19 protein-coding genes are annotated in these 24,698 nt (G+C 42.9%); 15 read left to right on the top strand and 4 right to left on the bottom strand.

Going from position 1 to position 24,698, the window contains the following annotated elements:
- The first annotated feature begins 13 nt into the window (after positions 1-13).
- From AWW68_RS13505 to thrC, 10 genes are all read left to right on the top strand, one after another.
- Positions 14-1,735 carry a GMC family oxidoreductase gene (locus tag AWW68_RS13505; RefSeq protein ID WP_068221911.1) on the top strand — a complete coding sequence of 574 codons (1,722 nt, stop codon included), beginning with the start codon at positions 14-16 and terminating at the stop codon, positions 1,733-1,735.
- Positions 1,736-1,737: 2 nt separating this feature from the next.
- Complete coding sequence (locus tag AWW68_RS13510) at positions 1,738-2,448, top strand: gluconate 2-dehydrogenase subunit 3 family protein (RefSeq protein ID WP_068221913.1); 711 nt, start codon at positions 1,738-1,740, stop codon at positions 2,446-2,448.
- Positions 2,449-3,478: 1,030 nt separating this feature from the next.
- Positions 3,479-5,152, top strand: a complete 1,674-nt coding sequence (ilvD, locus tag AWW68_RS13515; RefSeq protein ID WP_068224128.1) for a dihydroxy-acid dehydratase — start codon at positions 3,479-3,481, stop codon at positions 5,150-5,152.
- Positions 5,153-5,158: 6 nt separating this feature from the next.
- On the top strand, positions 5,159-6,880 hold the full coding sequence (ilvB, locus tag AWW68_RS13520) for a biosynthetic-type acetolactate synthase large subunit (protein WP_068221914.1): 1,722 nt from the start codon (positions 5,159-5,161) through the stop codon (positions 6,878-6,880).
- 2 nt (positions 6,881-6,882) lie between these two features.
- On the top strand, positions 6,883-7,437 hold the full coding sequence (gene ilvN / locus AWW68_RS13525; RefSeq protein WP_068221916.1) for an acetolactate synthase small subunit: 555 nt from the start codon (positions 6,883-6,885) through the stop codon (positions 7,435-7,437).
- A 22-nt stretch (positions 7,438-7,459) separates the two neighbouring features.
- A complete protein-coding gene (gene ilvC, locus AWW68_RS13530) occupies positions 7,460-8,533 on the top strand; it encodes a ketol-acid reductoisomerase (protein WP_068221918.1) in 1,074 nt (357 codons plus the stop codon).
- Positions 8,534-8,719: 186 nt separating this feature from the next.
- Positions 8,720-9,982: a threonine ammonia-lyase gene (gene ilvA, locus AWW68_RS13535; protein WP_068221920.1), complete on the top strand. Its 1,263-nt coding sequence runs from the start codon at positions 8,720-8,722 to the stop codon at positions 9,980-9,982.
- A 115-nt stretch (positions 9,983-10,097) separates the two neighbouring features.
- Positions 10,098-12,530, top strand: coding sequence for a bifunctional aspartate kinase/homoserine dehydrogenase I (gene thrA, locus AWW68_RS13540; RefSeq protein WP_068221923.1), 2,433 nt, complete (start codon positions 10,098-10,100; stop codon positions 12,528-12,530).
- 268 nt (positions 12,531-12,798) lie between these two features.
- Complete coding sequence (locus AWW68_RS13545) at positions 12,799-13,731, top strand: homoserine kinase (protein ID WP_068221925.1); 933 nt, start codon at positions 12,799-12,801, stop codon at positions 13,729-13,731.
- A gap of 42 nt (positions 13,732-13,773) precedes the next feature.
- Positions 13,774-15,066 (top strand): threonine synthase, encoded by a 1,293-nt coding sequence (gene thrC, locus AWW68_RS13550; protein ID WP_068221927.1) that lies wholly within the window; start codon positions 13,774-13,776, stop codon positions 15,064-15,066.
- Here thrC and AWW68_RS13555 read toward each other — a convergent pair.
- Together AWW68_RS13555 and AWW68_RS13560 are read right to left on the bottom strand one after the other, a co-directional pair.
- Positions 15,063-15,242 carry a hypothetical protein gene (locus AWW68_RS13555; RefSeq protein WP_068221929.1) on the bottom strand — a complete coding sequence of 60 codons (180 nt, stop codon included), beginning with the start codon at positions 15,240-15,242 and terminating at the stop codon, positions 15,063-15,065. The two genes, thrC and AWW68_RS13555, sit on opposite strands and share 4 nt — an antisense overlap.
- 123 nt (positions 15,243-15,365) lie before the next feature.
- The gene (locus AWW68_RS13560) at positions 15,366-16,433 is read right to left on the bottom strand and encodes an App1 family protein (RefSeq protein ID WP_068221931.1); all 1,068 of its coding nucleotides are present in this window, start codon (positions 16,431-16,433) and stop codon (positions 15,366-15,368) included.
- A 27-nt stretch (positions 16,434-16,460) separates the two neighbouring features.
- On the opposite strand from AWW68_RS13560, the gene AWW68_RS13565 reads away from it, so the two are divergent.
- Positions 16,461-17,324, top strand: coding sequence for a diacylglycerol/lipid kinase family protein (locus AWW68_RS13565; protein WP_068221933.1), 864 nt, complete (start codon positions 16,461-16,463; stop codon positions 17,322-17,324).
- 47 nt (positions 17,325-17,371) lie between these two features.
- Here AWW68_RS13565 and AWW68_RS13570 read toward each other — a convergent pair whose 3' ends face one another.
- Positions 17,372-18,916 (bottom strand): hypothetical protein, encoded by a 1,545-nt coding sequence (locus tag AWW68_RS13570; protein WP_068221935.1) that lies wholly within the window; start codon positions 18,914-18,916, stop codon positions 17,372-17,374.
- A gap of 170 nt (positions 18,917-19,086) precedes the next feature.
- On the opposite strand from AWW68_RS13570, the gene AWW68_RS13575 reads away from it, so the two are divergent.
- The 4 genes from AWW68_RS13575 to leuB are packed head-to-tail and all read left to right on the top strand — an operon-like array spanning position 19,087 to position 23,349.
- The gene (locus AWW68_RS13575) at positions 19,087-20,250 is read left to right on the top strand and encodes a 2-isopropylmalate synthase (protein WP_068221937.1); all 1,164 of its coding nucleotides are present in this window, start codon (positions 19,087-19,089) and stop codon (positions 20,248-20,250) included.
- Between the two features lies 1 nt (position 20,251).
- Entirely contained in the window at positions 20,252-21,646 is a 1,395-nt protein-coding gene (gene leuC, locus AWW68_RS13580; protein WP_068221939.1) for a 3-isopropylmalate dehydratase large subunit, read from the top strand.
- Between the two features lies 1 nt (position 21,647).
- The gene (leuD, locus tag AWW68_RS13585) at positions 21,648-22,235 is read left to right on the top strand and encodes a 3-isopropylmalate dehydratase small subunit (RefSeq protein WP_068221941.1); all 588 of its coding nucleotides are present in this window, start codon (positions 21,648-21,650) and stop codon (positions 22,233-22,235) included.
- A gap of 7 nt (positions 22,236-22,242) precedes the next feature.
- Entirely contained in the window at positions 22,243-23,349 is a 1,107-nt protein-coding gene (leuB, locus tag AWW68_RS13590) for a 3-isopropylmalate dehydrogenase (protein ID WP_068224131.1), read from the top strand.
- Here leuB and AWW68_RS13595 read toward each other — a convergent pair.
- Complete coding sequence (locus AWW68_RS13595) at positions 23,342-24,676, bottom strand: GAF domain-containing sensor histidine kinase (protein ID WP_068221943.1); 1,335 nt, start codon at positions 24,674-24,676, stop codon at positions 23,342-23,344. The two genes, leuB and AWW68_RS13595, sit on opposite strands and share 8 nt — an antisense overlap.
- Between the last annotated feature and the right edge of the window lie 22 nt (positions 24,677-24,698).

The raw sequence follows: 24,698 nt of genomic DNA on the forward strand, positions 1-24,698 counted from the left end.
TTTAACTCATCCTATGCAAATCATTGAATCTTCAAAAACCTATGATGTTGCCATCGTAGGTTCTGGTGCAGGAGGCGGTATGGCTACCAAAATACTCTCCGAAGCCGGATTTGATGTGGCTGTGCTTGAAGCCGGTCCATTTTTCGATCCCGCCAAAGACGAAGACAGAAACCAACTTCGTTGGCCTTATGAATCTCCAAGAAGGGGAGCCAGTTCAAACCGCAGGTCTTTTGGCGACTTTGACGCAGCTTACGGAGGCTGGAATATTGAAGGCGAGCCTTTTACCAATGCGCCTGGCACCAATTTTTGGTGGTTCCGTTCTAGAATGCTTGGTGGTAGAACTAACCACTGGGGAAGAATTTCGCTCCGTTTCGGTCCTTTAGACTTTAAACGAAAAAGCGTTGATGGCTTAGGCGATAACTGGCCAATTGGCTATGACGATGTAAAACCTTATTACGATAAGGTAGATAAGCTCATTGGCGTTTTCGGTAGTAGAGAAAACATCCACAATGAACCTGACGGATTCTTCTTACCACCACCCAAACCGCGTTTACATGAGCTTTACTATGTAAAAGGTGCCAGAAAAGCGGGAATTCCTGTTATTCCGTCACGTCTTTCCATTCTTACGAAAAGAATAAACGACCAAAGGGGAAGCTGTTTCTACTGTGGTCAATGTAATAGGGCCTGTTCTGCCTATGCAGATTTTTCAGCAGGTACTTGCCTCATCTTCCCAGCTCAAAAAAATGGTGGAAAAGTTCAGATTTTCACTGAAGCCATGGTTAGGGAAGTAACCACCGATAAAAATGGTAAGGCCACTGGCGTTAATTACATTAATAAGGCCGATAGAAAAGAATATCACCTCAAAGCTAAGGTGGTTGTTATGGCTGCTTCTGCATGTAGTACGGCAAGAATTTTACTTAACTCCAAAAGCAGCGTTCACCAAAACGGACTCGGTAATAGCAGCGGCTTAGTTGGTCGTTACTTACACGATTCTACAGGCGCTAGCCGTTCTGCCTTTATTCCTCAATTAATGGATAGGAAAATCTATAATGAAGATGGAACAGGAGGAATGCACGTTTACACACCTTGGTGGTTGAACGATAAAAAGCTCGATTTTCCACGTGGCTACCACATAGAAGTTTGGGGTGGAATGGGAATGCCTAGCTATGGCTTTGGCTTTAACCCGAATGACCTAAATAAGGTAACAGGAGGTGCCGTGGGTGGCTATGGAGACTCCTTGAGAGATGATGTGAAGCGCTATTACGGTGCTACTTTAGGAGTTTCTGGACGAGGAGAGAGTATTCCTCAACGCGATAACTATTGTGAGATAGACAATGATGTGGTTGACGAGTGGGGTATTCCGGTGCTCAAATTCAACTACAAGTGGACAGAGCATGAGGTAAATCAGGCTAAGCATATGCAAGATACTTTTGAGGAAGTGCTTGATGCTGCAGGGGGTATACTGCTAGGAGATAAACCAGGGGCTGACCGAGACTATGGTTTAACTGCTCCAGGGCAGATTATTCACGAGGTAGGAACTACCAGAATGGGTAACGATAAAAGAGAGTCTGTTACCAATAAGTATAATCAGTTACACGACTGTGAAAATGTATTTGTAATGGATGCTGGACCATTTGTTTCTCAAGCAGACAAGAATCCAACCTGGACTATATTGGCATTGGCTTGGAGAGCATCAGACTATTTAGTAGAACAAGTAAAACAAAGAAATATCTAATCATGGACAGACGCGATTCATTAAAATCACTATTGGTTGGGTCGGTTGCTGGTGGACTACTAGTAACAGGATGTGCGCCCGGTTCAGAAAATGCTGAAGTACCAGAAGTAGCTTCCAATGATCTTCCTGGCTATGGCCGAACAGAAAAGGAAAAGGAACATGATAGAAAAGTTTTAGCGCAAGAGTTCTTAAATGAGCACGAGCTAGAAACTATAGCTGTGCTGGTCGATATTATTCTGCCTTCTAATGCGGACTTTGGGTCGGCATCAGATGCTGGGGTTGTGGACTTCATTGATTTTATAGTCAAGGATATGCCGAACAATCAACTGCCGATAAGAGGTGGAATAGCATGGTTAGATTCACATTCCAACAAGCTGCATAACAAGGTATTTAAAGACTTGACATTGGAAGAACAAAAAGCTATTTGCGATACTATAGCCTACCCAGGTAAAACAGCTCCTGAGTTAATGGCAGGCGAACGCTTCTTTACTAGAATGCGCAACCTAACAATGACGGGCTATTTTACCTCAGAAATGGGAATAAAAGACCTAGGCTACCAAGGAAATCGTCCGGGAGTTTGGGATGGAGTACCTGCAGATGTATTGGCCGAACATGATGTAGATTACGAACCAGAGTGGTTAGCGAAATGTGTAGACCAAAGCAAACGAATGAATATTGCAGAGTGGGATGAAGAAGGAAACCTTTTGAATTGATCTGGATTTTTCAAATTTTCCCTTTGATCTAAAAAATAAACCCCTCACTTTTGAGCAACATGAAACAAGTAATCAATATCCAAACCATTATTACCATTGTGATCGAGTCACAATAAGGGGAGGATATTGAGTAAAATATAAACTGAAAAGCCTTCCTTAACCGGAAGGCTTTTTTTTGTTTCAGACCCCGTCATTCAGAAGGAGGACATTTCGATGTAATCAGAAATGTGCGACTGAAGAATCTCCAACTATATGCAAGATTCTAGGAGATTCTTCCCCCGATGAATCGGGGTCTGAATGACGCGGTGCCGAAACATTGAACTTAAAATATGAAACTGAATAACATAACCATTACAGTAGTCATTATTACCGGCCCAACGGGGTGAGGGAGCGACTTCTGTATGCATAATTGAAGGCCTTTCTCACTCAGTGGGAAGGGCCTTTTTTGTTGCGTGAAACTCCAGAGGCTATCTCAAAAGCCACTAAGGTCGTCATTCCCGCGTAGGCGGGAATGACGACCGGCCTTGGTGACCAGTTTTAAGAGATTCCCGATCGGAGTCGGGAATGACGGTTAGCTTTTGAGATAGCCCCATAAGCATCCTGCCAGTTTAAACTGATTCGGTCGAATCTGGCAGAATGTAAAGCCTTCCCCCTTGGGGGAAGCCCCGAAATATCGGGGGTGATGGGGGCTCAAAAACCGAAGAAGTTTCCACTCCAACCCTAAAGGGTGACTGATGAAGTTACTGCCCTGATTCAAAGTCCCCTTTAGGGCCCCGAAGCATCGGGGTTAGGGGTGAAAGACTGAGGTGCAATCCGCGGGAGATTCTTCGCCCCGAAGTCTCGGGGCGTTGTATTTCGCTCAGAATGGCGAGGTACTGGAGACTGTAGTTGAAACAACTTAAAACTGTAATAAAAATTGATTAAATATCTGAAAAACAGATAGATAAATAAAAAACGAATTGGATTTAAAACTGTAGCAAAAATGATTTTCGGGCTGCCTCAGGGGGCTCAACTTAATACCTTCAAACTAATGGAACTGAATAAATACAGTAAGAGATTAACACAAGATCCTTCGCAGCCGGCCTCACAGGCCATGTTGTACGGGATTGGCCTCACTGAGGAAGACATGGCTAAAGCCCAGGTGGGCGTAGTCAGTACGGGTTACGATGGCAACACCTGTAACATGCACCTGAACAAGCTCGCAGAGCAAGTGAAGGCGAGTATTTGGAAGGAAGATTTGGTAGGCCTGATGTATCATACCATCGGAGTGAGTGATGGTATATCCAATGGAACCGAAGGCATGCGCTATTCTCTGGCCAGCCGTGAGATCATCGCAGATTCCATAGAAGCGGTGGCAGGTGCTCATTACTATGATGGACTGGTTACCGTTGTGGGTTGCGATAAAAATATGCCCGGAGCGCTCATCGCTATGGGGCGTTTGAACAGACCGAGTATTATGCTCTATGGAGGCACTATTGCTTCAGGCTGTTTCAAGAACCAAAAACTTAACATAGTCTCTTCGTTCGAGGCACTGGGGCAGAAGTTTGCGGGCACTATATCTGAGGAGGATTATAAGGGCATCATCAAAAACTCATGTCCTGGTGCGGGAGCCTGTGGTGGAATGTATACTGCCAACACCATGTCTTCGGCCATTGAGGCCTTGGGAATGTCATTACCTTATAGTGCATCTAACCCTGCTGTTAGTACTGACAAAACTCAAGAGTGTGAAGAGATAGGAAAAGCGATAAGAAAGGTTTTAGAACTAAACTTAAAGCCTCGTGATATTATGACGAAGAAATCGTTTGAAAACGCCATTCGTTTGATCACCGTTTTGGGTGGTTCTACCAACGCAGTAATGCACCTAATTGCCATTGCACACAGCATTGATATAGATTTAACCCTTCGTGATTTCCAAAGGCTTTCTGATTCAACCCCTTTCTTGGCCGACCTAAAACCAAGCGGTAAGTATTTGATGGAAGACCTTCATGAGGCTGGTGGAGTTCCTGCTGTGATGAAATGGATGTTAGCTGAAGGAATGCTGCATGGTGACTGTATGACCGTAACCGGTAAGACAATTGCCGAAAACCTGGCCGATGTGCCAGAATTAGACAATAGCAAAGGGATTCTCAAACCAAAAGAGGCTCCAATTAAGCCTTCAGGACACTTGCAGATGCTATTCGGCAATCTGGCTGAAGAAGGGGCTGTAGCTAAAGTCACAGGTAAAGAAGGAGAGAGATTCGAAGGAACAGCCATTGTTTTCGATGATGAGTTTTCTGCTATTGAAGGTGTTAGAAATGGTTCAGTAAAGGACGGGCACGTGGTAGTCATTCGTTTCGAAGGTCCCAAAGGCGGACCAGGAATGCCGGAAATGCTGAAGCCTACTTCGGCCATAATGGGTGCTGGTTTAGGTAAAACTGTAGCCATGATTACCGATGGAAGATTCTCTGGTGGAAGTCATGGTTTTGTGGTGGGACACGTAACTCCAGAGGCTCAGGTAGGAGGTACTATCGCTTTGGTGGAAAATGGAGATAAGATAGTTATTGATGCCACTAAGAATGAGATCAGCTTATTGATTTCTGATGAGGAATTGTCTAAAAGAAGAAAGAATTGGAAAGCTCCTGAACTGAAAGTGAAACGAGGAGCACTTTATAAATACGCAAAAGCAGTAAGCTCTGCATCAGAGGGCTGTGTAACCGATAAATAATGATATATGGAAGCTGTAATTACTCAATCCGTTAGTGAAAAAGTAAAGACCTCAGGGGCCGATGCTGTGCTTCGTTCCTTGGTTGCAGAAGGTGTCGACCTGATTTTCGGTTACCCTGGTGGCGCCATTATGCCTGTTTATGATGCGCTGTATCACTATCAGGAAGAAATCCATCATGTACTTACCCGCCATGAGCAGGGTGCTATCCATGCTGCTCAGGGTTATGCCCGTGCTACTGGCGGAGTTGGGGTGGTGATGGCTACTTCTGGCCCGGGTGCTACTAACCTGATCACCGGAATTGCTGATGCAATGATCGATTCTACGCCTTTGGTGTGTATTACAGGCCAGGTGGCATCATCTCTTCTTGGTTCCGATGCCTTTCAGGAAACGGATATCATCAGTATTTCTATGCCAGCCACTAAATGGAATTTTCAAGTAACGAGGGCAGAAGATATTCCAACTGCCTTGGCAAAAGCATTTTACATAGCCAAAAGTGGAAGACCAGGGCCAGTGTTGATTGACATCACAAAAGATGCTCAGTTCGATCAGGTAGAATTTGATTACAAGAAATGTGAGGCTGTCAGAAGCTATCAGCCTATTCCAGAAGTTCAGCCAGTGGCAGTTCAAGCAGCGGCAGACCTTATTAATCAGGCCGAAAAACCATTTGTACTTTTTGGTCAGGGAGTGATTTTAGGTCAGGCCGAAGAAGAGTTTAAGACTTTCATTGAGAAGTCAGGCATTCCTGCAGCATGGACGCTTTTAGGGCTTTCAGCGCTGCCAACTGAGCATCCGCTAAATGTTGGAATGTTAGGAATGCACGGAAATTATGGCCCGAATAAGCTAACCAATGAATGTGATGTTTTGATAGCCATTGGAATGCGCTTTGATGACCGGGTAACCGGTAATCTATCCAAATATGCCAAGCAGGCTAAGGTGGTTCATCTAGATATCGACCCTTCAGAGATCAACAAGAATGTGAAGGTCGATGCACCAGTTTTGGGTGATTGTAAAGAGAGCCTAAAACAACTTACAGAATTAGTGAAGAGGAAAAGCCATCAGTCTTGGCTAGATCAATTCAGAACTCTGAATGATATAGAAAGGGCTCAAGTTATTCAGCCCGAGTTGAATCCGACCGAAGGTCAGATGACTATGGGTGAGGTAATTAAGGAAGTCAATGAATTGACTGAAGGTGAAGCCATTCTGGTAACCGATGTAGGTCAGCATCAAATGGTGGCTTGTCGATATACTCAGTTCAAGCAGTCCAAAAGTAATATCACTTCAGGAGGTTTAGGAACCATGGGGTTCTGTCTTCCAGCAGCATTGGGTGCCAAGCTTGGTGCTCCAGATAGAGAGGTTATTGCTGTGATTGGTGATGGAGGCTTCCAAATGACAATTCAGGAATTGGGCACAATCTTCCAAACTCAAGCAGCGGTGAAAATCATCATCCTGAATAACAGCTTTCTTGGAATGGTTCGCCAATGGCAGCAGCTTTTCTTCGATAAGCGATACAGTTCAACTGAGTTAATCAACCCAGATTTTGTAAAAATAGCTGAGGGCTATGGAATTAAAGGAAAGTCGATCGATCAACGAGACGACTTGAAGAGTGCAGTTGCAGAGATGTTAGCATACCAAGGAAGTTTTCTATTAGAAGTTCATGTAGGGAAGGAAGACAATGTTTTCCCAATGGTTCCTACAGGTGCTTCAGTTTCAGATGTAAGATTATCATAATCATGAACAAGGATTTTACCATAACCGCTTTCACTGAAAACCACATCGGTTTGCTTAATCGCATTACTTCAGTTTTCACAAGAAGGCACTTGAATATCGAAAGTCTTAATGCTTCAGAGTCGCAGATTCCGGGCATTCATCGCTTCACAATAGTCCTCAATACCACCGAAGAAATGGTGAAGAAGTTGGTGCTTCAACTAGAGAAGCAAGTTGAGGTGATAAAAGCAATTTATCATACGGATGAGGAGACGGTGTTTCAAGAGATTACACTCTTTAAAATCTCTGTGGAAAAGGCTGCTGAAGACAATCTAGTAGAAAGACTTATTCGCGATAAAAATGCAAGAATTCTATCGGTTGAACAAGACTTTATGATCGTGGAAAAGACTGGTCATAAGGTTGAAAACGATGATCTATTGGAGTTTTTAAAACCATATGGCTTAATCGATTACGTGAAATCTGGTAGGGTGTCACTCATCAAAATGGACGAAGAATTAAAAGACCTGAAGAAGCTAATAAAAGAAGCCAAGCAGGCCGAGTACAAACAATCATTAAACTGAAAACCAATTAAATCTTAATACAATGGCATTAATCAATTTTGGAGGCGTAGAAGAAAACGTAGTAACCCGAGACGAATTCCCATTATCTAAGGCACAGGAAGTGCTTAAAGAAGAAACTGTGGCCATCATTGGTTATGGTGTTCAAGGACCAGGGCAATCATTAAACCTAAGAGATAACGGTATCAATGTAATCGTAGGGCAAAGACAACCATCTAAGTCTTGGGATAGAGCTGTGGAAGACGGCTGGGAGCCAGGTGTGAACTTGTTCTCTATCGAAGAGGCATTGGAAAGAGGAACCATCATTTGTTATCTACTTTCAGATGCTGCTCAAATTCAGCTTTGGCCAACGGTAGAAAAGCACCTGACTGCAGGTAAAATGCTTTATTTCTCACATGGCTTTGGAGTGGCGTACTCGGATAAGACAGGTATCATTCCTCCGGCTGATGTAGATGTGGCGCTAGTGGCTCCCAAAGGGTCAGGTACCAGCTTGAGAAGACTATTTGTTGAAGGAAAAGGCTTGAATTCATCATTTGCTGTGCATCAGGATGCTACAGGAAAAGCCAAAGACAGAATCATTGCCTTGGGTATTGGAGTAGGTTCAGGTTACCTGTTCGAAACCACATTCATCAAAGAAGTTACTTCTGACCTTACTGGTGAAAGAGGCACTTTGATGGGGGCTATTCAGGGCTTGTTCCAGGCACAATACGAAGTATTGAGAGCTAATGGACACTCACCTTCAGAAGCGTTCAATGAAACTGTTGAAGAAGCTACTCAGTCGCTTTACCCTCTGATTGCTGAAAACGGAATGGACTGGATGTATGCCAACTGTTCTACCACAGCTCAGCGTGGTGCTTTGGACTGGAAAGATCCATTCTACGAAGCTACCAAGCCAGTTTTCGAAAAGCTTTATGCTTCGGTAAAAGCAGGTGTAGAGGCTCAGAAATCTATTGACTCTAACTCTCAAGCTGATTACAGAGAGAAACTTCAAGTAGAGCTGGACGAGCTTCAAAACTCAGAAATGTGGCAGGCAGGCAAGGCCGTTAGAGCCCTCAGGCCTGAAAATGCCCCAGCTGTGAAGAAAGAGGAACTTGTTTGACCCCCTCCAACTCCCCCTAGAATAGGGGGAGAGTATTAGTGCTAGAGTAGGCTGTAAAGGCCTACTTCCAATGATTCTAGTAACCGTCATTCCCAACTTGATTGGGAATCCCTATCGGCCTTAGGTGCGATTATTTGGAGATTCCCGCCTGCGCGGGAATGACGTGTTAAATGATACGAATATGCAATGAATACAACTACTTTTTACATACCACAATTAGCTGATATAGAAAAGGCAGCAGAAAGACTTCAGGGTGTGGTTCAAAGAACTCCCTTGTTGTCAAATCTCTCGTTTTCTGAAAAGTATGAGGCCAATATCCAATTCAAGCGTGAGGACTTACAGGTGGTAAGATCTTATAAGATCCGTGGAGCTTATAATCGAATCAGCCAGTTGAGCCAAACTCAGAAGGAGAATGGTGTGGTCTGTGCTAGTGCTGGAAATCATGCTCAAGGTGTGGCTTATTCCTGCAGAATGTTGGAGGTAAATGCTACTATTTTTATGCCTGCTCCAACGCCTAAGCAAAAAGTAGATCAGGTCAAGTTCTTCGGTAAGAACTGGGTTGATGTTGTGCTGATTGGCGATACCTTTGATGATGCATACCACCTCGCACAGGAATATTGCCAAAAGCAAAAGGCCGTTTTCATTCACCCATTTGACGATGAGCAGGTGATTGAAGGTCAGGGAACAGTTGGTCTGGAAGTATTGGCCGATGCCTCAGAACCCATAGATTATCTGTTTCTGCCTGTTGGTGGTGGTGGACTTTCTGCTGGAGTGTCTACCGTTTTCAGGCAATTGAGTCCGAATACTAAGATTATTGGAGTGGAGCCGGAAGGTGCGCCAGCTATGCTCAAGTCATTAGAAGCTGGAGAGAATGTGGTGCTAAAGGACATCGATAAGTTTGTAGATGGTGCTGCGGTTCAGGCAGTAGGAGCTAAAACTTTCCAAATCTGTAAGCAGAACCTCGACCAGGTGATAACTGTACCCGAAGGTTTGGTGTGTACCACCATTCTCGCTTTGTACAACAGAGAAGCCATTGTGGTAGAGCCAGCAGGTGCTCTCAGTGTAGCTGCTTTGAATCTTTTTCACGAAGAAATCAAGGGTAAGAATGTGGTTTGCGTGCTTTCAGGTAGTAATAATGATATTTCCCGAACTGAAGAGATTCGCGAAAGATCACTGCTATACGAAGGCCTAAAGCACTATTTCATTGTAAGATTCCCTCAAAGAGCAGGTGCACTTCGTGATTTTCTGGTGGAAGTATTAGGGCCGAATGATGACATTGTTCACTTTGAATACACGAAGAAAACAGCCAGGGAAAAAGGGCCTGCACTCATTGGTATTGAACACTTGAATCAAGAGGATTTCGAGCCACTTTTGGAAAGAATGAAGTCGAGAAATTATCAGGTAGAATACCTCAACGAGCAACCGAATCTGTTCGGGTTTATCCTTTAAAACTTTACCGTCACCCTGAACTTGATTCAGGGTCTTTTTGAAAAGGATTCTGAAATAAATTCAGAATGACGAACATAATTTTTAAATCAAATTCTAATCATAAATCAGCGAAACCATGAAGGTTTTGAAGTTTGGCGGTACGTCCGTAGGAAGTGTAGAGGCAATTGGAAAGGTTGCTGAGATTCTAAAAAAGGAATCTGGTCAGGAACAGTTGGTGGTGGTAGTTTCTGCCATGAGCGGGGTCACAAATACCTTGATTTCTATTTCTCAAAAAGCTGCTGTTCGGGATGCCAGTTACGAATCGGACCTGCAAGCCTTAGAGGAAAAGCATTGCACCGCATTTAAGAAACTCACAGGAAACTCCAACTGCTTCGAGATTTCTAAACTCTTCGTTCGACTTACCGAAATCTGTAGAGGTGTCTATCTTCTGCGAGAATTGACTCCAAGAACCAGCGACTATATTCAGTCATGCGGTGAAAGGCTGTCGAGCTACATAATTAGTGAACACCTCAAAAAAGAAGGGCTACAAGTAGAACTCTTTGACAGCCGAAAATACCTGATTACGCATAAGAAATTCGGTGGTGCCAATGTACTTTGGCAGTCCACCAAAGCGGCTTTGCAGGAGCTTAAGCCACAATTGGCTCCAATTAGCGTGTTTCCGGGCTTTATTGCTTCTACCAGCGATAATGAAACTTCTACCTTAGGCAGGGGAGGTTCCGATTATACGGCAGCTGTTTTGGCCAATGTTTTGGGAGCATCTCAGCTGGAAATATGGACTGATGTGAATGGACTGATGACTGCAGACCCTCGGTTGGTGCCCTCAGCCCATTTATTGGAACATGTGTCTTATGAAGAAGCGCTGGAACTGTCTCACTTCGGTGCGAAGGTGCTTTATCCACCGAGTATTCAGCCGGCATTGGATGCTGAAATACCTATTTGGGTGAAGAATACCTTCGATGCTGATGGGCCATCAACTCTTGTAACCAAAGAATGGGACGATGATAAACAGGCCATTTGTGGCATTTCCAACATTCAGGATATCGCTTTGCTCAACCTGAGTGGTGCCAGTATGGTGGGTATTCCAAGCTTTTCCTTTCGCTTGTTCAAAGCACTGAGCGAAGCTAAAATCAATGTGATAATGATCACTCAGGCCACTTCGGAACATTCTATTTGCGTGGGTATTTCTAAGTCCGATGCGCAGGCTGCTTTAGAGGCCATCAGCGAAGAGTTCGAGACAGAGATTTTACTTCACAAAATAGATAAGCCCATTGTTGAAGAAGACCTGAGTGTGGTGGCCCTGGTGGGTTCACACATGAAAAATCAGGTGGGTATTTCGGGCAAGATGTTCAATACCTTGGGCAGAAATGGCATCAGCGTTAAGGCCATTGCGCAGGGTTCATCCGAAAGAAATATAACTGCCATCATTGCCAAACCTGATCTGAAAAAGGCACTAAATACACTACATGAAAGCTTTTTCCTATCAGAATCGAAGAAGATCAATCTCTTTGTGGTGGGTGTTGGGAATGTGGGAAAAGCCTTCCTAAGTCAGGTGCAAAGGCAACAGACCATGCTCGCTAAGGAGTTCCGGGTCGATATTCAGGTGGTGGCTGTGGCCAATTCCAGAAAGAGCCATTTCGATGAAGATGGCATCGATTTAGCACAATGGGAGCAGCTTTTGGATAAAGGGAATGACTCGACTATTGAGGCGTTTATCACTCAAATGACTGAGCTTAATCTAAGGAACAGTGTGTTTATTGATATGACGGCTTCAAAAACCATTGCTGAGGTTTATCAGGAATTACTCGAGATGAGTATTTCGGTGGTTACTCCGAATAAGATTGCAGCCACTAGAGAAATGTCGAAATACCTGAGTTTGAAGTACGCTACTAAAAAATACGGCAGCCAGTTCTTGTTTGAGACTAATGTGGCGGCAGGGCTTCCGGTCATTTCAACCATGAATGACCTGTTTAAATCGGGGGACAGAATTCACGCTATTCATGCCGTGTTGAGTGGTACCCTGAATTACCTGTTTAATAATTACGATGGCACTAAGCCATTTTCAAACATTGTGAAAGATGCTAAGAAATTGGGTTTAACCGAACCTGATCCAAGACTAGACCTCTCTGGAGAAGACGTAATGCGCAAGCTACTCATCCTTATCCGCGAAAGCGGAAGAAAATGGGAGATGGATCAAATTGAGCAAGTTTCCTTTTTGCCGGAAGCTTGTGAGCAAGCTAAAGACTTGGAAGAATTCTATGCCTTACTCGATCAGAATGAAGGCCATTTCAAAGCGATTTATGATGACGCAAAAGCTGAAGAGGCACAGCTAAGAGTAGTGGCAAGCTTTAAAGATGGAGTTGCCAAGGTTGGATTGGAGAAAGTGCAGAAAAGTCATCCTTTCTATTTTCTTGAGGGTAAGGACAATATAGTGCTCTTCCACACAGACCGATATCAAGAACAACCTTTAGTAGTAAAAGGTGCTGGTGCTGGTGCAGAAGTCACTGCAAGTGGTATTTTTGCAGATGTATTACGAATTGCTAATCAGTAATCGGTGACCGGAAATCAGTGATTGGAAAACAGTAGATACTCTCGGAACCGTCATTGCGAGGAATTAACTTTGCGGGAGCAAATTTAATGACGAAGCAATCTCCTGATTCTTTGCAGACTGCCGTCAACAAGCAGATTGCTTCGTCACCAGTTTGATTCATGTCAAACTTGCTCCTCGCAATGACACGTAACACCGACAAGGAAAAATGACTAATGACAATTGACTAATTAGCAAACTAGGCAATGACGCATAACTCGGAAATAGAAGAATGAATAAAGATTCGGTTAAAGTTTTCGCACCCGCCTCAGTCTCCAACGTAGGTCCAGGCTTTGATATACTTGGCTTTGCGCTGGAGGGAATGGGAGACAAGATCACCCTAAGCAAAAGAGATGGGACGGCTTATATCATCGATGCGGTTGGGACTGATTTACCTACCGATCCTGAGAAGAATGTGGCCACAGTTGCTCTGCGATCTTTCTGCGATGAAATTGGCTATCAAGGTGGGTTTCTAATTCGAATCGAGAAGAACTTTACGCCAGGCAGTGGATTGGGTTCCTCGGCCTCTAGTGCCGTAGGGGCTGTTTTTGCTGCCAATGAGCTGCTTCAGGCTGGTTATTCAAAGGAGGAGCTGATTAGTTTTGCCTTAGATGGAGAGTCGCTGGCTTCTGGTCATAGACATGCGGATAATGTAGCACCATGCATGCTTGGTGGCTTCGTTGCAGTAAAGGGTTGCGATCCGTTCGATGGCTTTCAGGTGGCTTACCCCAAGGCTTTGAAAGTGCTGATTATCTTTCCGGATATTGTTGTGAAAACATCTGATGCCCGTGGTTTACTGCCCAAGGAAGTGCCTATGTCACTGGCTATTCAACAGGCTGCTAATATGGCCGGGCTGATCAATGGTTTAACCACAGCCAACTATGCCATGATTAGAAACTCCTTGAAAGATGTGCTGGCTCAGCCATACCGAAAGAGATTGATTCAGGCTTATGATGAAGTGGGAAAACTCTGTGAAGAGCATGGTTCTATCGGATTTAATATCTCTGGTTCGGGGCCAAGTATGTTCTCATTCTTTAGAAAGGAGCAGGATTTGACTCAATTGAAGGAGTCCATTAAGGAGCTCTATTCAGCCAAAGGCATCAATTGCAGACTTCATGAATCAGCCATAAACGGGCGGGGTGCTGAGGTAATTGACATCGGATAGCCTGAAAATCAATATTCACAATAAAGCATTCAACATTCCAATATGAAGTATTTTTCAACGAATAGAGAGTCGAACGAAGTAAGCTTTAAGGAAGCGGTTATCAACAGTCTGCCTGCTGATAAAGGACTATATTTCCCTAAGTCGATTCCTGCCTTGGATGCACGAACCATCGTCAATCTAAAAGATGCAAGCCTTCCCGCCATTGGATTTGAGATGATGAAGGATTTCGTTCAGCCCGATCTGACAAAATCTCAGTTGAAAGACATTGTAGAAGATGCGTTGAGTTTCGAGATTCCTTTGGTTCAGGCAGAAGAGAATATCTTCAGTCTGGAGCTTTTTCATGGACCAACTTATGCCTTTAAAGATGTCGGAGCTAGATTTCTGGCCAGGTGTCTTGGTGAATTCGCTAAGAAAGATGCCAGAGAGACGACTATCCTGGTGGCCACATCCGGAGATACAGGCGGAGCAGTTGCCAACGGATTTTATGGTGTAGAAGGAGTGAAGGTGATCATCCTTTATCCATCGGGAAAGGTAAGCGACTTGCAAGAAAAGCAGTTAACTACTTTGGGCGGAAACATTACCGCTTTGGAAGTGGAAGGTGATTTTGACGATTGTCAGGCCTTGGTGAAACAGGCTTTCTTGGATAAAGAACTGAGTGAAAAACTGAATCTAACCTCGGCCAATTCCATCAACATTGCCCGTTGGATGCCCCAGTCGATTTACTACGCTAGTCTGGCTTTAAAGATGCAAAACGCAGAAGAAGCTTTGATTGCAGTTCCTTCGGGGAATTATGGCAATGTAACGGCAGGCATGTTGGCCAAGCGAATGAGCTTTCCGTTGGGCAAATTCCTGGTCTGTTCAAATGCCAATGATGTCGTTCCTCGTTATCTGGAAAGCTGCGAATACGAGGTATTACCAACTGTTGCCACTTATGCCAATGCCATGGATGTAAGTAACCCAAGCAATTTCCCACGAATGTTGGAGCTCTATGATCACACTTTTGATGATCTGATTCAGGACGTTTCAGGCTTCACTCTACATGATGAGCAAATTCTTGAAACGATTGAGCAGTGCCATAAGGAAACAGGTTATGTGCTCGATCCACATGGTGCTATTGGCTATGCCGGATTAAAGGAAAGGCTGAAAATCGACCAGCAAGGAGTGTTTTTAGAAACTGCTCATCCGATCAAGTTTGCGCCAGTTATGGAGAAGGCTTTAGGGGAGAAGTTGGAAATGCCGGAGTTTGCCGAAGACCTAATGCTGAAACAAAAGAAGTCGACTAAAATGAGCAGCGAGTATTCGGAGTTTAAGAATCTTCTGAAAAGAACTTCCTAGGAATGGTCATAGAATAGTTGCGCTATCAGTTTTGTTTTTTCCAGCTGATCTTCCGTGCTGACGGAAAGCCCATCAGTAACGAAGATCAGATGGGTAGTGTAGTAGCCGAGTTTAAAGTAAATAGAATAGTTAGCATGTGGCTCAAATATGTTGCCCTTCAATCTAGCAGAGGCCATTGCCCCTTTTTAGAAAAGGGGGCTAGGAGATTAGAACAACCCATTCGCTTCAAAAGCTAATTCTTCAAACCTATTGGGTTGAGCAGAGTCATAGAGATGTGCCTTACATGGAAACCATCCTTCTCAAGAGCTGATTAACCCGATAGATTGTGCATGTTCAAAAGCCTGTTGGCTATGCCTGAACTGGCAACTGGCTGTGCCGATCGATTCTATTTCCTCTAGAATTTTCTGTGTTTCATCCCAATGTCTGGACTTGACTCCCCGTATATAAACCGCTTTGATTCTGTCTGAGTTTTTTTCTACTATATCCTTGTAAATCAGTGGATCATGTTGTCCATTGTCACCTAGTAGCACGAATTCCTTAGTTGGATAGAGTTTCAGGATTCGCTCTATTTTATCGAGTTTATGTGTATGGCTTCCGTAACCTGATTTAAAGAAATCGAGAAAGCCTGTTTTGAGCTGTTTGAGCTGCAGAACCCCCTTGGGTAGTTCATTCATTTCAATAAACTGCACCAGAAACTCATACAAATTCCATTCGCTGCTCGAAACGTAGAAGAATGGATTTTCTTCTTGATTGACTCCTTTTTTAAGTGCTCTATAAAAGTCTACTGCACCCTTTACAGGCTTGCGTGTTTGAGCATTATTGGTAAGCAAGGTGTAGAGTTTCTTAGGCTTTTGGGTGACGTGAGATACCAGGAACGTATCATCAATATCAGAAATGAAAATGAGTTCGCTTTGTGTGGAAATCTGAATTTCTGTTGAAACTTTCACTTCTTCCTGACCATCGACTAACTCTTCAGCTAGTCGGATTTCAGCACTATTCCAGCCTTCACTTAAACCGTGATTTTCAATCTCAAATTCAAAGAGGCCTTGTTCATTACTATGGCAATGGTAAGTTTTTCCATTGAGTTTAAGTTCCACTTTGGCCTCTGCAATTGTGGAAACCAGAAACATTTTAAGTAGTGCGATGATGTTTTTCCAGACCGAAGCATCCTTTCTGGGCTTTCGCAATGCCATTCCTTTAAAAACATGGCCTTGAACGTAACACTTGTCAGCATTTCCAAAACCTCGATAAGCCAGAATAAACGGATAATCGACATAGCGAAAACGGCTTTTCCACCATTTTTGAAAAGAATTTCCACTAATAGGTGCTTCTTTGTATGAACTCCATTCTGGGTGTGCTGAAATCATTTTAAATTAGTCGCTTAAGCGTTTCCAATGAACAAGATACTCTTTGTAATTAACCCTATTTCTGGTGATAAAGACAAAACCGACCTTATTAATCAAATCGATGAGTGGGCAGAAGGTTTGGATATTTCCATAGAAAAATGGGAAACCACTGGTAAAGATGATGACCAAAAGCTAAAGGATTGCATCGAAAAGCTCAAACCACAAACGGTTGTCGCTGTGGGAGGCGATGGAACAGTTATGCTCTGTGCCATGGTGGTAAAAGGCACTGAAATCGCTTTAGGCTTACTTCCAGCAGGCTCGGCCAACGGTATGGCCACGGAATTGGAAATTCCTCAAGATGTAAAAGAAGCACTAGCCGTTGTTCTAAAAGGAAATACTATTCAGGCTGATATGCTCCTCTTTAATGATGCAGATTATGGTTTGCATATAAGCGATGTAGGCTTAAATGCAGGATTAGTGAAGGAGTTTGAAGAGGGAGAAAGGCGCGGATTTCTAGGTTACGCCAAAGGAGTGACCAACCAATTGATGAACCTTGAGCAGTTTCAGGCAACCATAGAATTGGATGATAAAACAGTAGTTGAGGATTGCCATATGGTGGCTTTTGCCAATGCTAGAAGATACGGAACGGGAGCTGTTTTAAATACTATTGGTAAGCTGGATGACGGACTTTTCGAAATCTATGTGCTTCGTGAATTGAGTGTTGCAGGTTTAGCAGCGCAGTTTTTCGACCATGTAGATGAGTCTGCCTCTTACTGTCAGGTTTATCAAACCAGTCAGGTTAAAATCAAACTTAATCGACCCCAAACTTTCCAAATAGACGGAGAATTAATGGGCGAAATCGATGAAGTAAACGTTAAGATTGAAGCAGGCTGTTTGAGGTTGATAATCTGATGTTAACGCTCTTGATTGCTCTAAGATCAAAAACCTAACATCGCACATCACTTCAGTTTCTCAAACTTCTCTTGTACCAGCAATTTTACTGGTCTGTTTTCAATCTTCGATTGTAGATAGGAGAGTATATCTAGATAAAAGAATGGTCTACGCTCATATATGTCTTCACTTAGCGGAAGCAGCCTATTATAGAGCTTAATAAATTCGTCTCTGAGCTGATCAGGGGTAATTTTTCCAGTAATCCTCAAGAAGTTGATGATCTCTCGCTGAACTGCCTGCTGTTGGTTCATTTTACCAATAAACTGAAAGGTAGATTTGATCTGATACTCTAGGTGATAGTCTTGCCCATCTTCAAAGTGAGCGATAAGATTCAGTATTCTGGCAAAGCAATGAATGTCTTCGCGCAGCTTTATATCCTGATAAAAAATAATCTGATTGAGATAGAAAATGGCTTTTCTGAAATTGCCACTTCCGAAATAGAGTGATGCTATTTTATAATACATCATTACCACACGCTCAGGATCAATTTTGTTTTGATACCTCTCTAGCTTTTGCATAAGCTCAGGTACCATTTCAACTCCTTCATCAAAACTGCCTTCCATAAAGTGTTTGTTGATTTTGGAAATGTAGAGGAATTGAAAAACCAGCACTTCAGTGTTCAGGTTTTGAATGATCTCTTTGTTCTGACTCAACTCTTCAACCTCCTTAAGTACCTCACAAAACTTAGAGTAATACTGCAGTTGAAATAGTGATCCTAATAGATTTCTATAGCCCTTGATGTAGTGAACAGGCTGTTTTTTGATCATTTCAGGGTTGTCTTGGAAGAGCTTTACCCAAGAAAGGGAGTGCTTGTAAACATTTGGAAAGTTCTGAATGATTTTGTTAAACCAAACATGCGCTTGATAAAAATAGAGTTGCTCATAAAAGGTGAGGTTCTCAAAGTTTATTTGAGGCATGTGCGAATAAAAGTAAGTGCTTACTTCATCGAATTCTTTTTGGTTTTTAGCGTAACCATGTTTTAGAAATAAACTATATAAATTGAGGGTGAGGTTTGATAGTCGATGGCTTGATTTGATGATGTCAGTAGTAGCCAAGACCTCATCAGTTAATGTTTCAGCCCTGTTTTCAATGCTTCGAGTAATGTATTGCGACTCAATCTGCTTTTCGAATTCCATAACCTCAAGGGCTATGGTGAAGTGCTTTGTCTCACGGGCTAAAGCCTTGGTTTTATCTAGCATTTTCAGGGCCTGCTTATAAAAACCTTTATTGTATAACACCTTGGCATGGTCGAGGTTTTCGCGTAGCTGAATATCTACATTCTGGCCAATATGATACCTTCTAAGGCTCGAGAGAATCTGCTTGTAAAGGTTAGCCTTCTGATTCGAAAGCTGCGATTTCTTTATGGAAGGAACTCGTTTAAGAATTTCCTTATCATCGTATTTTTTCAAACAGTCCATGGCATCGAACAGCTTGATGAACTTTACATCTTGCGTATTTCCACTTCGGTTCACATAAAGCCTGAAATGTCGCTTTTCAGTTTGGGTAAGTGATTTGACAAGGGAAAATAAGGAATCGCTCTTTGCTTTAGCCATTGTATTTAAAGCTATAATAAACTATTGATAAACAGAATCTTACAAATGAAAACTGTGAATTAGAAATAGTAGAACTCAGCCCTTCTTTTATGGAGTCGTTTTACCGGATATCTAACTTCAATTTTAGAGAGAAAAGTGAATTGAAGCATTGAACTGATACCAAAGAAACGATGGATCAACAAAAAATACAAATCTTCGATACCACATTGAGAGATGGCGAACAGGTGCCTGGCTGCAAGTTGAATACTGCCGAAAAGGTAGAAGTAGCCAAACGACTTGAAGCCCTAGGAGTAGATGTGATTGAAGCAGGTTTTCCTATTTCAAGCCCGGGAGATTTTGGCTCGGTAGAAGCCATAGCCAAGGTGGTGAAGAATGCAACGGTTTGTGGCCTGAGTCGTGCCGTTGAAAAAGACATTACAACAGCTGCAGAAGCACTAAAAAAAGCAGCTAGACCAAGAATTCATACAGGAATCGGTACTTCAGATTCCCACGTTATTCACAAACTGAGAACCACAAGGGAAAAGGTAGTTGAGCGAGCCATAGCAGCCGTTTCGCTAGCTAAAAAGTATGTGGAAGACGTTGAGTTTTATGCTGAAGATGCAGGAAGGACTGACAACGAGTTTCTTGCCTATGTGTGTGAGCAGGCGGTAAAGGCTGGTGCTACCGTTTTAAATATTCCCGATACAACAGGCTATTGCCTTCCTGAGGAATATGGAGCGAAAATCAAATTCCTAAGGGAAAATGTAAAGGGTGTCCATAACGTGAGGCTTTCAACTCATTGCCATAACGATTTGGGAATGGCTACTGCCAACTCAATTGCTGGAGTATTGAATGGAGCTACTCAGATTGAGTGTACTATTAATGGCATTGGCGAAAGAGCAGGAAATACAGCTTTGGAAGAAGTGGTAATGGTGCTTCGTCAGCACCCAGATTTAGCTAAATATACAGATATTAATACCCAACAGCTTAACGCTATTTCGCGCTATGTGTCTGAAACCATGCGTGTGCCTGTTCAGCCGAATAAGGCGATAGTAGGAGCTAATGCTTTTGCACATTCATCCGGAATTCATCAGGATGGAGTGATCAAAAACCGAGAAACCTACGAAATCATCAATCCGCTAGATGTTGGGGTAGACCACTCCTCAATAGTGCTGACCGCCAGAAGTGGCCGGGCTGCATTGGCTTACAGGATGAAAAACCTGGGCTACGAGCTTACAAGAGATGAATTGGATGTTGTGTACGCTCAGTTCTTGAAAGTGGCTGATGATAAGAAAGAAGTGGAAGACGATGACTTACACGGTATTGCAGAGTATAAACAAAAGGTAGCGGTATAATATGGCGAAAACACTATTCGACAAGGTTTGGGATGCACACGTGGTCAAAAGCCTTGAAGGTGGAATTGATGTCTTGTATATCGATAGGCATTTAATTCACGAAGTAACGAGTCCACAGGCATTTTCGGAATTGGAAAGTCGTGGACTTGAGTTGTTCAGGAAAGATCAAATGGTGGCTACACCAGATCACAATGTTCCTACTAAGGATCAGCATTTACCTATTCAAGAGGAACTTTCTAAGCATCAGGTTGATACACTTTTGGCTAATTGTGCCAGGCATAATGTCACGCTTTATGGCTTAGGTCATCCATTTCAGGGAATTGTCCATGTAATTGGGCCGGAACTGGGAATTACGCTTCCTGGTAGAACTATGGTTTGTGGCGATTCACACACCTCAACACATGGAGCTTTCGGAGCCATTGCTTTCGGAATCGGAACGAGCCAGGTGGCACAAGTAATGGCTAGCCAATGTTTGCTTCAGTCGAAACCTAAAACCATGAGAATCACGATTGATGGTGAACTGAACAAGGGCGTTTATGCCAAGGACATTATTCTCTACATCATTTCTAAGCTCACTGCTGCAGGCGGAACAGGCTACTTTGTGGAGTACGCTGGTTCGGCCATTCGTTCGCTTTCTATGGAGGCTAGAATGACCATCTGCAATATGAGTATTGAAATGGGTGCAAGAGGCGGAATGATTGCTCCTGACGAAACCACTTTCGAATATGTAAAGGGCAGAGAATTCTCACCGAAGGGGGCAGAATGGGACAAGGCCATGGAGTATTGGAATACACTCTATTCTGATGAAGGAGCCACTTTCGACAAGGAATACAACTTTCCTGCGGCTGATATTGAGCCGATGATTACTTACGGAACGAATCCGGGTATGGGCATCAAGATCACCGCGAACATTCCAGATAGATTGGCCGAAGCTGGTGAAGAAAGTTTCCAGAAATCATTGAAATACATGGGTTTTGAAGCAGGAGAGAGCCTGTTGGGTAAACCAATTGATTATGTGTTTATCGGAAGCTGTACCAATTCCAGAATTGAAGATTTACGCATTGTGGCCGATTACGTGAAAGGCAAAAGAAAAGCCGAAAACGTGAATGCCATGATTGTGCCTGGTTCAAAACAAGTTGAAAAGCAGGCTAAAGCTGAAGGAATTGATAAAGTGCTGGCCGAAGCAGGTTTCGAACTGAGAGAACCGGGTTGTAGTGCTTGTTTGGGCATGAATGAAGACAAGGTGCCTGCTGGGTCATACTGTGTGTCAACTTCAAACAGAAATTTTGAAGGAAGACAGGGGCCAGGAGCTAGAACATTATTGGCCAGCCCCTTGGTGGCGGCTGTAACGGCTATTGAGGGCAAGATTGTGGACATTAGTAAACACCTGAATTGAGATGGAGAAGTTTAATAAAGTAGTTTCTACGGCAGTGCCAATGCCGATTGAAGATATAGATACCGATCAGATTATCCCTGCAAGGTTCCTCAAGGCTACTAGCCGGGATGGTTTTGGTGATAACCTTTTCAGGGACTGGAGATATGTTCAGGGCAATCAGCCGAAGCCTGATTTTGTATTGAATGATTCCACCTATTCAGGAGAAATATTAGTAGCAGGCAAGAACTTCGGTTGTGGTTCTTCAAGGGAGCATGCCGCTTGGGCCTTGTATGACTATGGTTTCAAAGTGGTGGTTTCAAGCTTCTTTGCAGATATTTTTAAGGGTAATGCGTTGAACAATGGCCTTTTGCCAGTTCAGGTTTCAGAAGCCTTCTTGAAAGAACTATTGGCTGCTATTAAGGCTAATCCATCTACTGAAATCACTGTTGACTTGCCTGCACAGACTATCAGTTTTGATGAAAAATCAGAAAGTTTTGAGGTGAATTCGTACAAGAAAGAGTGTCTGTTGAACGGATATGATGATATCGATTTTTTAGTAAGTATTAAGGATGAAATAGAGGAGTATGAGGCCTCTTCAATGGTAATATAATATGGGAGTGAAGAAGAAAATTGGCGTATTGCCCGGAGATGGAATTGGCCCTGAAGTAGTTGCTGAAGCCATAAAAGTGTTAAATGCCGTAGCTGAAAAATATGGTCATACGTTTACCTATAGCTATGGCGATGTTGGTGCTATTGCCATCGATAAGACTGGTGAGCCACTGCCAGATGAGACATTGGATATCTGTGAACAGTCTGATGCATTTCTTTTCGGAGCCATTGGCCATCCGAAATACGATAATGACCCGAAAGCGAAGGTTAGGCCTGAGCAAGGTTTGTTGAAGCTAAGAAAGAGCCTCGGACTTTACGCGAATATTAGGCCTGTAACGGCTTATGATAGTTTGTTACACATGTCTCCGTTAAAAACTGAGAAAATAAAGGGGGTTGATATAGTTGTTTATAGAGAGCTAACTGGAGGTATTTATTTTGGAGAAAAGGGAAGAACAGAAGATGGTGCATACGATCACTGTACTTACTCCAATTATGAGATAGATCGCATTGCACATCTAGCCTTCCAGTCGGCTCAAAATCGCAGAAAACATGTGACTTTGGTTGATAAGGCCAATGTGCTGGAGACCTCCAGGCTTTGGAGGGAAAGGGTAACAGAAATTGCCAAGGAATATCCAGAGGTGAAGCTAGACGCTATGTTTGTCGACAATGCAGCTATGCAAATGATTCAAAACCCTAAGCAGTTCGATGTGATTCTTACAGAGAACATGTTTGGTGATATCATTTCCGATGAGGCCTCAGTAATTGGTGGTTCTCTGGGTTTGTTGCCATCGGCTTCTGTAGGAGACAAAACTGCTATGTTCGAACCTATTCATGGTTCATATCCGCAAGCAACCGGTCAGAATATTGCCAATCCATTGGCTACTATTTTATCAGCAGCTATGATGCTAGATCATCTCGGACTGATTGATGAAGCCATTGAAGTACGTCAGGCAGTGAATGCTTCATTGAGAAATGGCATGGTCACCTCAGACTTGGCCAAAGAGCAGAGCTACGGAACAGACAGAGTAGGAGACTTTATTGTCAACTGTATTTCAGATGGTGAGGAGTCTTGTGCGCAATCGAATATTCAGGCAGGCCTCAGTACTATCATTTAGTTTCTGCTTGACCTTCTTGAGTAAAGGCAGTTATCAAAACATAGAAGGTGGTTCCATCTCTTGAGGTAGATTCCACCTTTATTTGTCCATTCAATGAGCCTATGAGTTTACGGGCAGTGGTTAAGCCAATTCCCAAACCACTGGTATTGGCACTATTATCTCCTCTGTAAAAAAGATCAAATATTTGCTTTAACTCGCTTTTCTTCAACGTGGCTCCTTTGGTATTGACATTGAATTGAAATGATTCGGAGTTTACCGAATATTGAAACTTGATAATGGAGCCTAGGGTAGAGTACTTTATGGCATTTGAAAGAAAGACTTTTAGGAGCATTTCTAACCCTTCCTTATTACTATAAAACTTGAGTGTTTCTTCTTCTAAGCAGTCTACTTGAAATTCATTTCTGCCTTGACATTCGAGTTTTGCCCTGTCTAAGGCAGTGTATACTAATTTAGTTATATTTATTTCAGTAGCAGAATCGTGTAGATTTAGTAAATCTAGCTCATGAAAATAGAGCACATCGTCCATCATTTCTGCAATATTCTTCACAGAGCCCAATATTCTATTTAAATGCTTGTCCATGCCAGTACTTAGTTCTGGAGTAATCATTTCTATGAGTTGTGCAGAAGAGGTGATTGTAGTTAGTGGGCTTCTAAATTGCTTAGAGATCGATTGAACCAATTGTGCTCGCATATCAGCAAAGTCCTTTTCCTCCTGCAAATCACTGATTAGTTGGGCCTTCTCCTGTTGTGTTTCAGATACTTTATTACGGAGGTTGATAAGAGTCTTTTGAAGCTCAGCAGTTTGTAACTGTACATATTGATTCAGGTGCTTTTGAATAAGTCTATGTTCTATTTGGCTCATCACCATATTAGAGAGACTTTTCAGACGGCTTTTTTCGATGTCCGATAGCCTTCTAGGCTTGGTATCCATTACGCAAAGAGTGCCTAGCGTAAATCCGTTCCTGTCTTTAATAGGTGCACCAGCATAGAATTTTAATGATTGATCATCAATGAAAACAGTTGATGAAGAGAATTTGGGATCATTGCTTAAGTCTTCAATTTCCAAAATATCATTATCGTCATTCAAGATTTCGGCACAAACAGCTTCAGACCTTTTGGTTTCTTTGGTGTTCAATCCTACCACAGATTTATACCAAACTCGGTCTTTATCTATAAATGAAATGGTTGAAACTGGCGTATTGAAGAGCTCTACACTGATTTCAGTGATTATATCGAATTCTTGCTCTTGAGGCGTGTCTAGAATTCTATATGCAATAAGTGTCTCTAAGCGTGATTCTTCGCGCTTAGCAGTCTTGGGTATTTTCATGTTGAGGTGCTCTTTACTACAG

It is taken from the genome of Roseivirga spongicola (assembly GCF_001592965.1).
Classification (GTDB): domain Bacteria; phylum Bacteroidota; class Bacteroidia; order Cytophagales; family Cyclobacteriaceae; genus Roseivirga; species Roseivirga spongicola.

What these genes read in the sequence shown, in the direction of transcription:
- AWW68_RS13505 (WP_068221911.1), top strand. Translation starts at nt 14, where the DNA reads ATGCAAATCATTGAATCTTCAAAAACCTATGATGTTGCCATCGTAGGT.
- AWW68_RS13510 (WP_068221913.1), top strand. Translation starts at nt 1,738, where the DNA reads ATGGACAGACGCGATTCATTAAAATCACTATTGGTTGGGTCGGTTGCT.
- ilvD (WP_068224128.1), top strand. Translation starts at nt 3,479, where the DNA reads ATGGAACTGAATAAATACAGTAAGAGATTAACACAAGATCCTTCGCAG.
- ilvB (WP_068221914.1), top strand. Translation starts at nt 5,159, where the DNA reads ATGGAAGCTGTAATTACTCAATCCGTTAGTGAAAAAGTAAAGACCTCA.
- ilvN (WP_068221916.1), top strand. Translation starts at nt 6,883, where the DNA reads ATGAACAAGGATTTTACCATAACCGCTTTCACTGAAAACCACATCGGT.
- ilvC (WP_068221918.1), top strand. Translation starts at nt 7,460, where the DNA reads ATGGCATTAATCAATTTTGGAGGCGTAGAAGAAAACGTAGTAACCCGA.
- ilvA (WP_068221920.1), top strand. Translation starts at nt 8,720, where the DNA reads ATGAATACAACTACTTTTTACATACCACAATTAGCTGATATAGAAAAG.
- thrA (WP_068221923.1), top strand. Translation starts at nt 10,098, where the DNA reads ATGAAGGTTTTGAAGTTTGGCGGTACGTCCGTAGGAAGTGTAGAGGCA.
- AWW68_RS13545 (WP_068221925.1), top strand. Translation starts at nt 12,799, where the DNA reads ATGAATAAAGATTCGGTTAAAGTTTTCGCACCCGCCTCAGTCTCCAAC.
- thrC (WP_068221927.1), top strand. Translation starts at nt 13,774, where the DNA reads ATGAAGTATTTTTCAACGAATAGAGAGTCGAACGAAGTAAGCTTTAAG.
- AWW68_RS13555 (WP_068221929.1), bottom strand. Translation starts at nt 15,242, where the DNA reads ATGGCCTCTGCTAGATTGAAGGGCAACATATTTGAGCCACATGCTAAC.
- AWW68_RS13560 (WP_068221931.1), bottom strand. Translation starts at nt 16,433, where the DNA reads ATGATTTCAGCACACCCAGAATGGAGTTCATACAAAGAAGCACCTATT.
- AWW68_RS13565 (WP_068221933.1), top strand. Translation starts at nt 16,461, where the DNA reads ATGAACAAGATACTCTTTGTAATTAACCCTATTTCTGGTGATAAAGAC.
- AWW68_RS13570 (WP_068221935.1), bottom strand. Translation starts at nt 18,916, where the DNA reads ATGGCTAAAGCAAAGAGCGATTCCTTATTTTCCCTTGTCAAATCACTT.
- AWW68_RS13575 (WP_068221937.1), top strand. Translation starts at nt 19,087, where the DNA reads ATGGATCAACAAAAAATACAAATCTTCGATACCACATTGAGAGATGGC.
- leuC (WP_068221939.1), top strand. Translation starts at nt 20,252, where the DNA reads ATGGCGAAAACACTATTCGACAAGGTTTGGGATGCACACGTGGTCAAA.
- leuD (WP_068221941.1), top strand. Translation starts at nt 21,648, where the DNA reads ATGGAGAAGTTTAATAAAGTAGTTTCTACGGCAGTGCCAATGCCGATT.
- AWW68_RS13595 (WP_068221943.1), bottom strand. Translation starts at nt 24,676, where the DNA reads ATGAAAATACCCAAGACTGCTAAGCGCGAAGAATCACGCTTAGAGACA.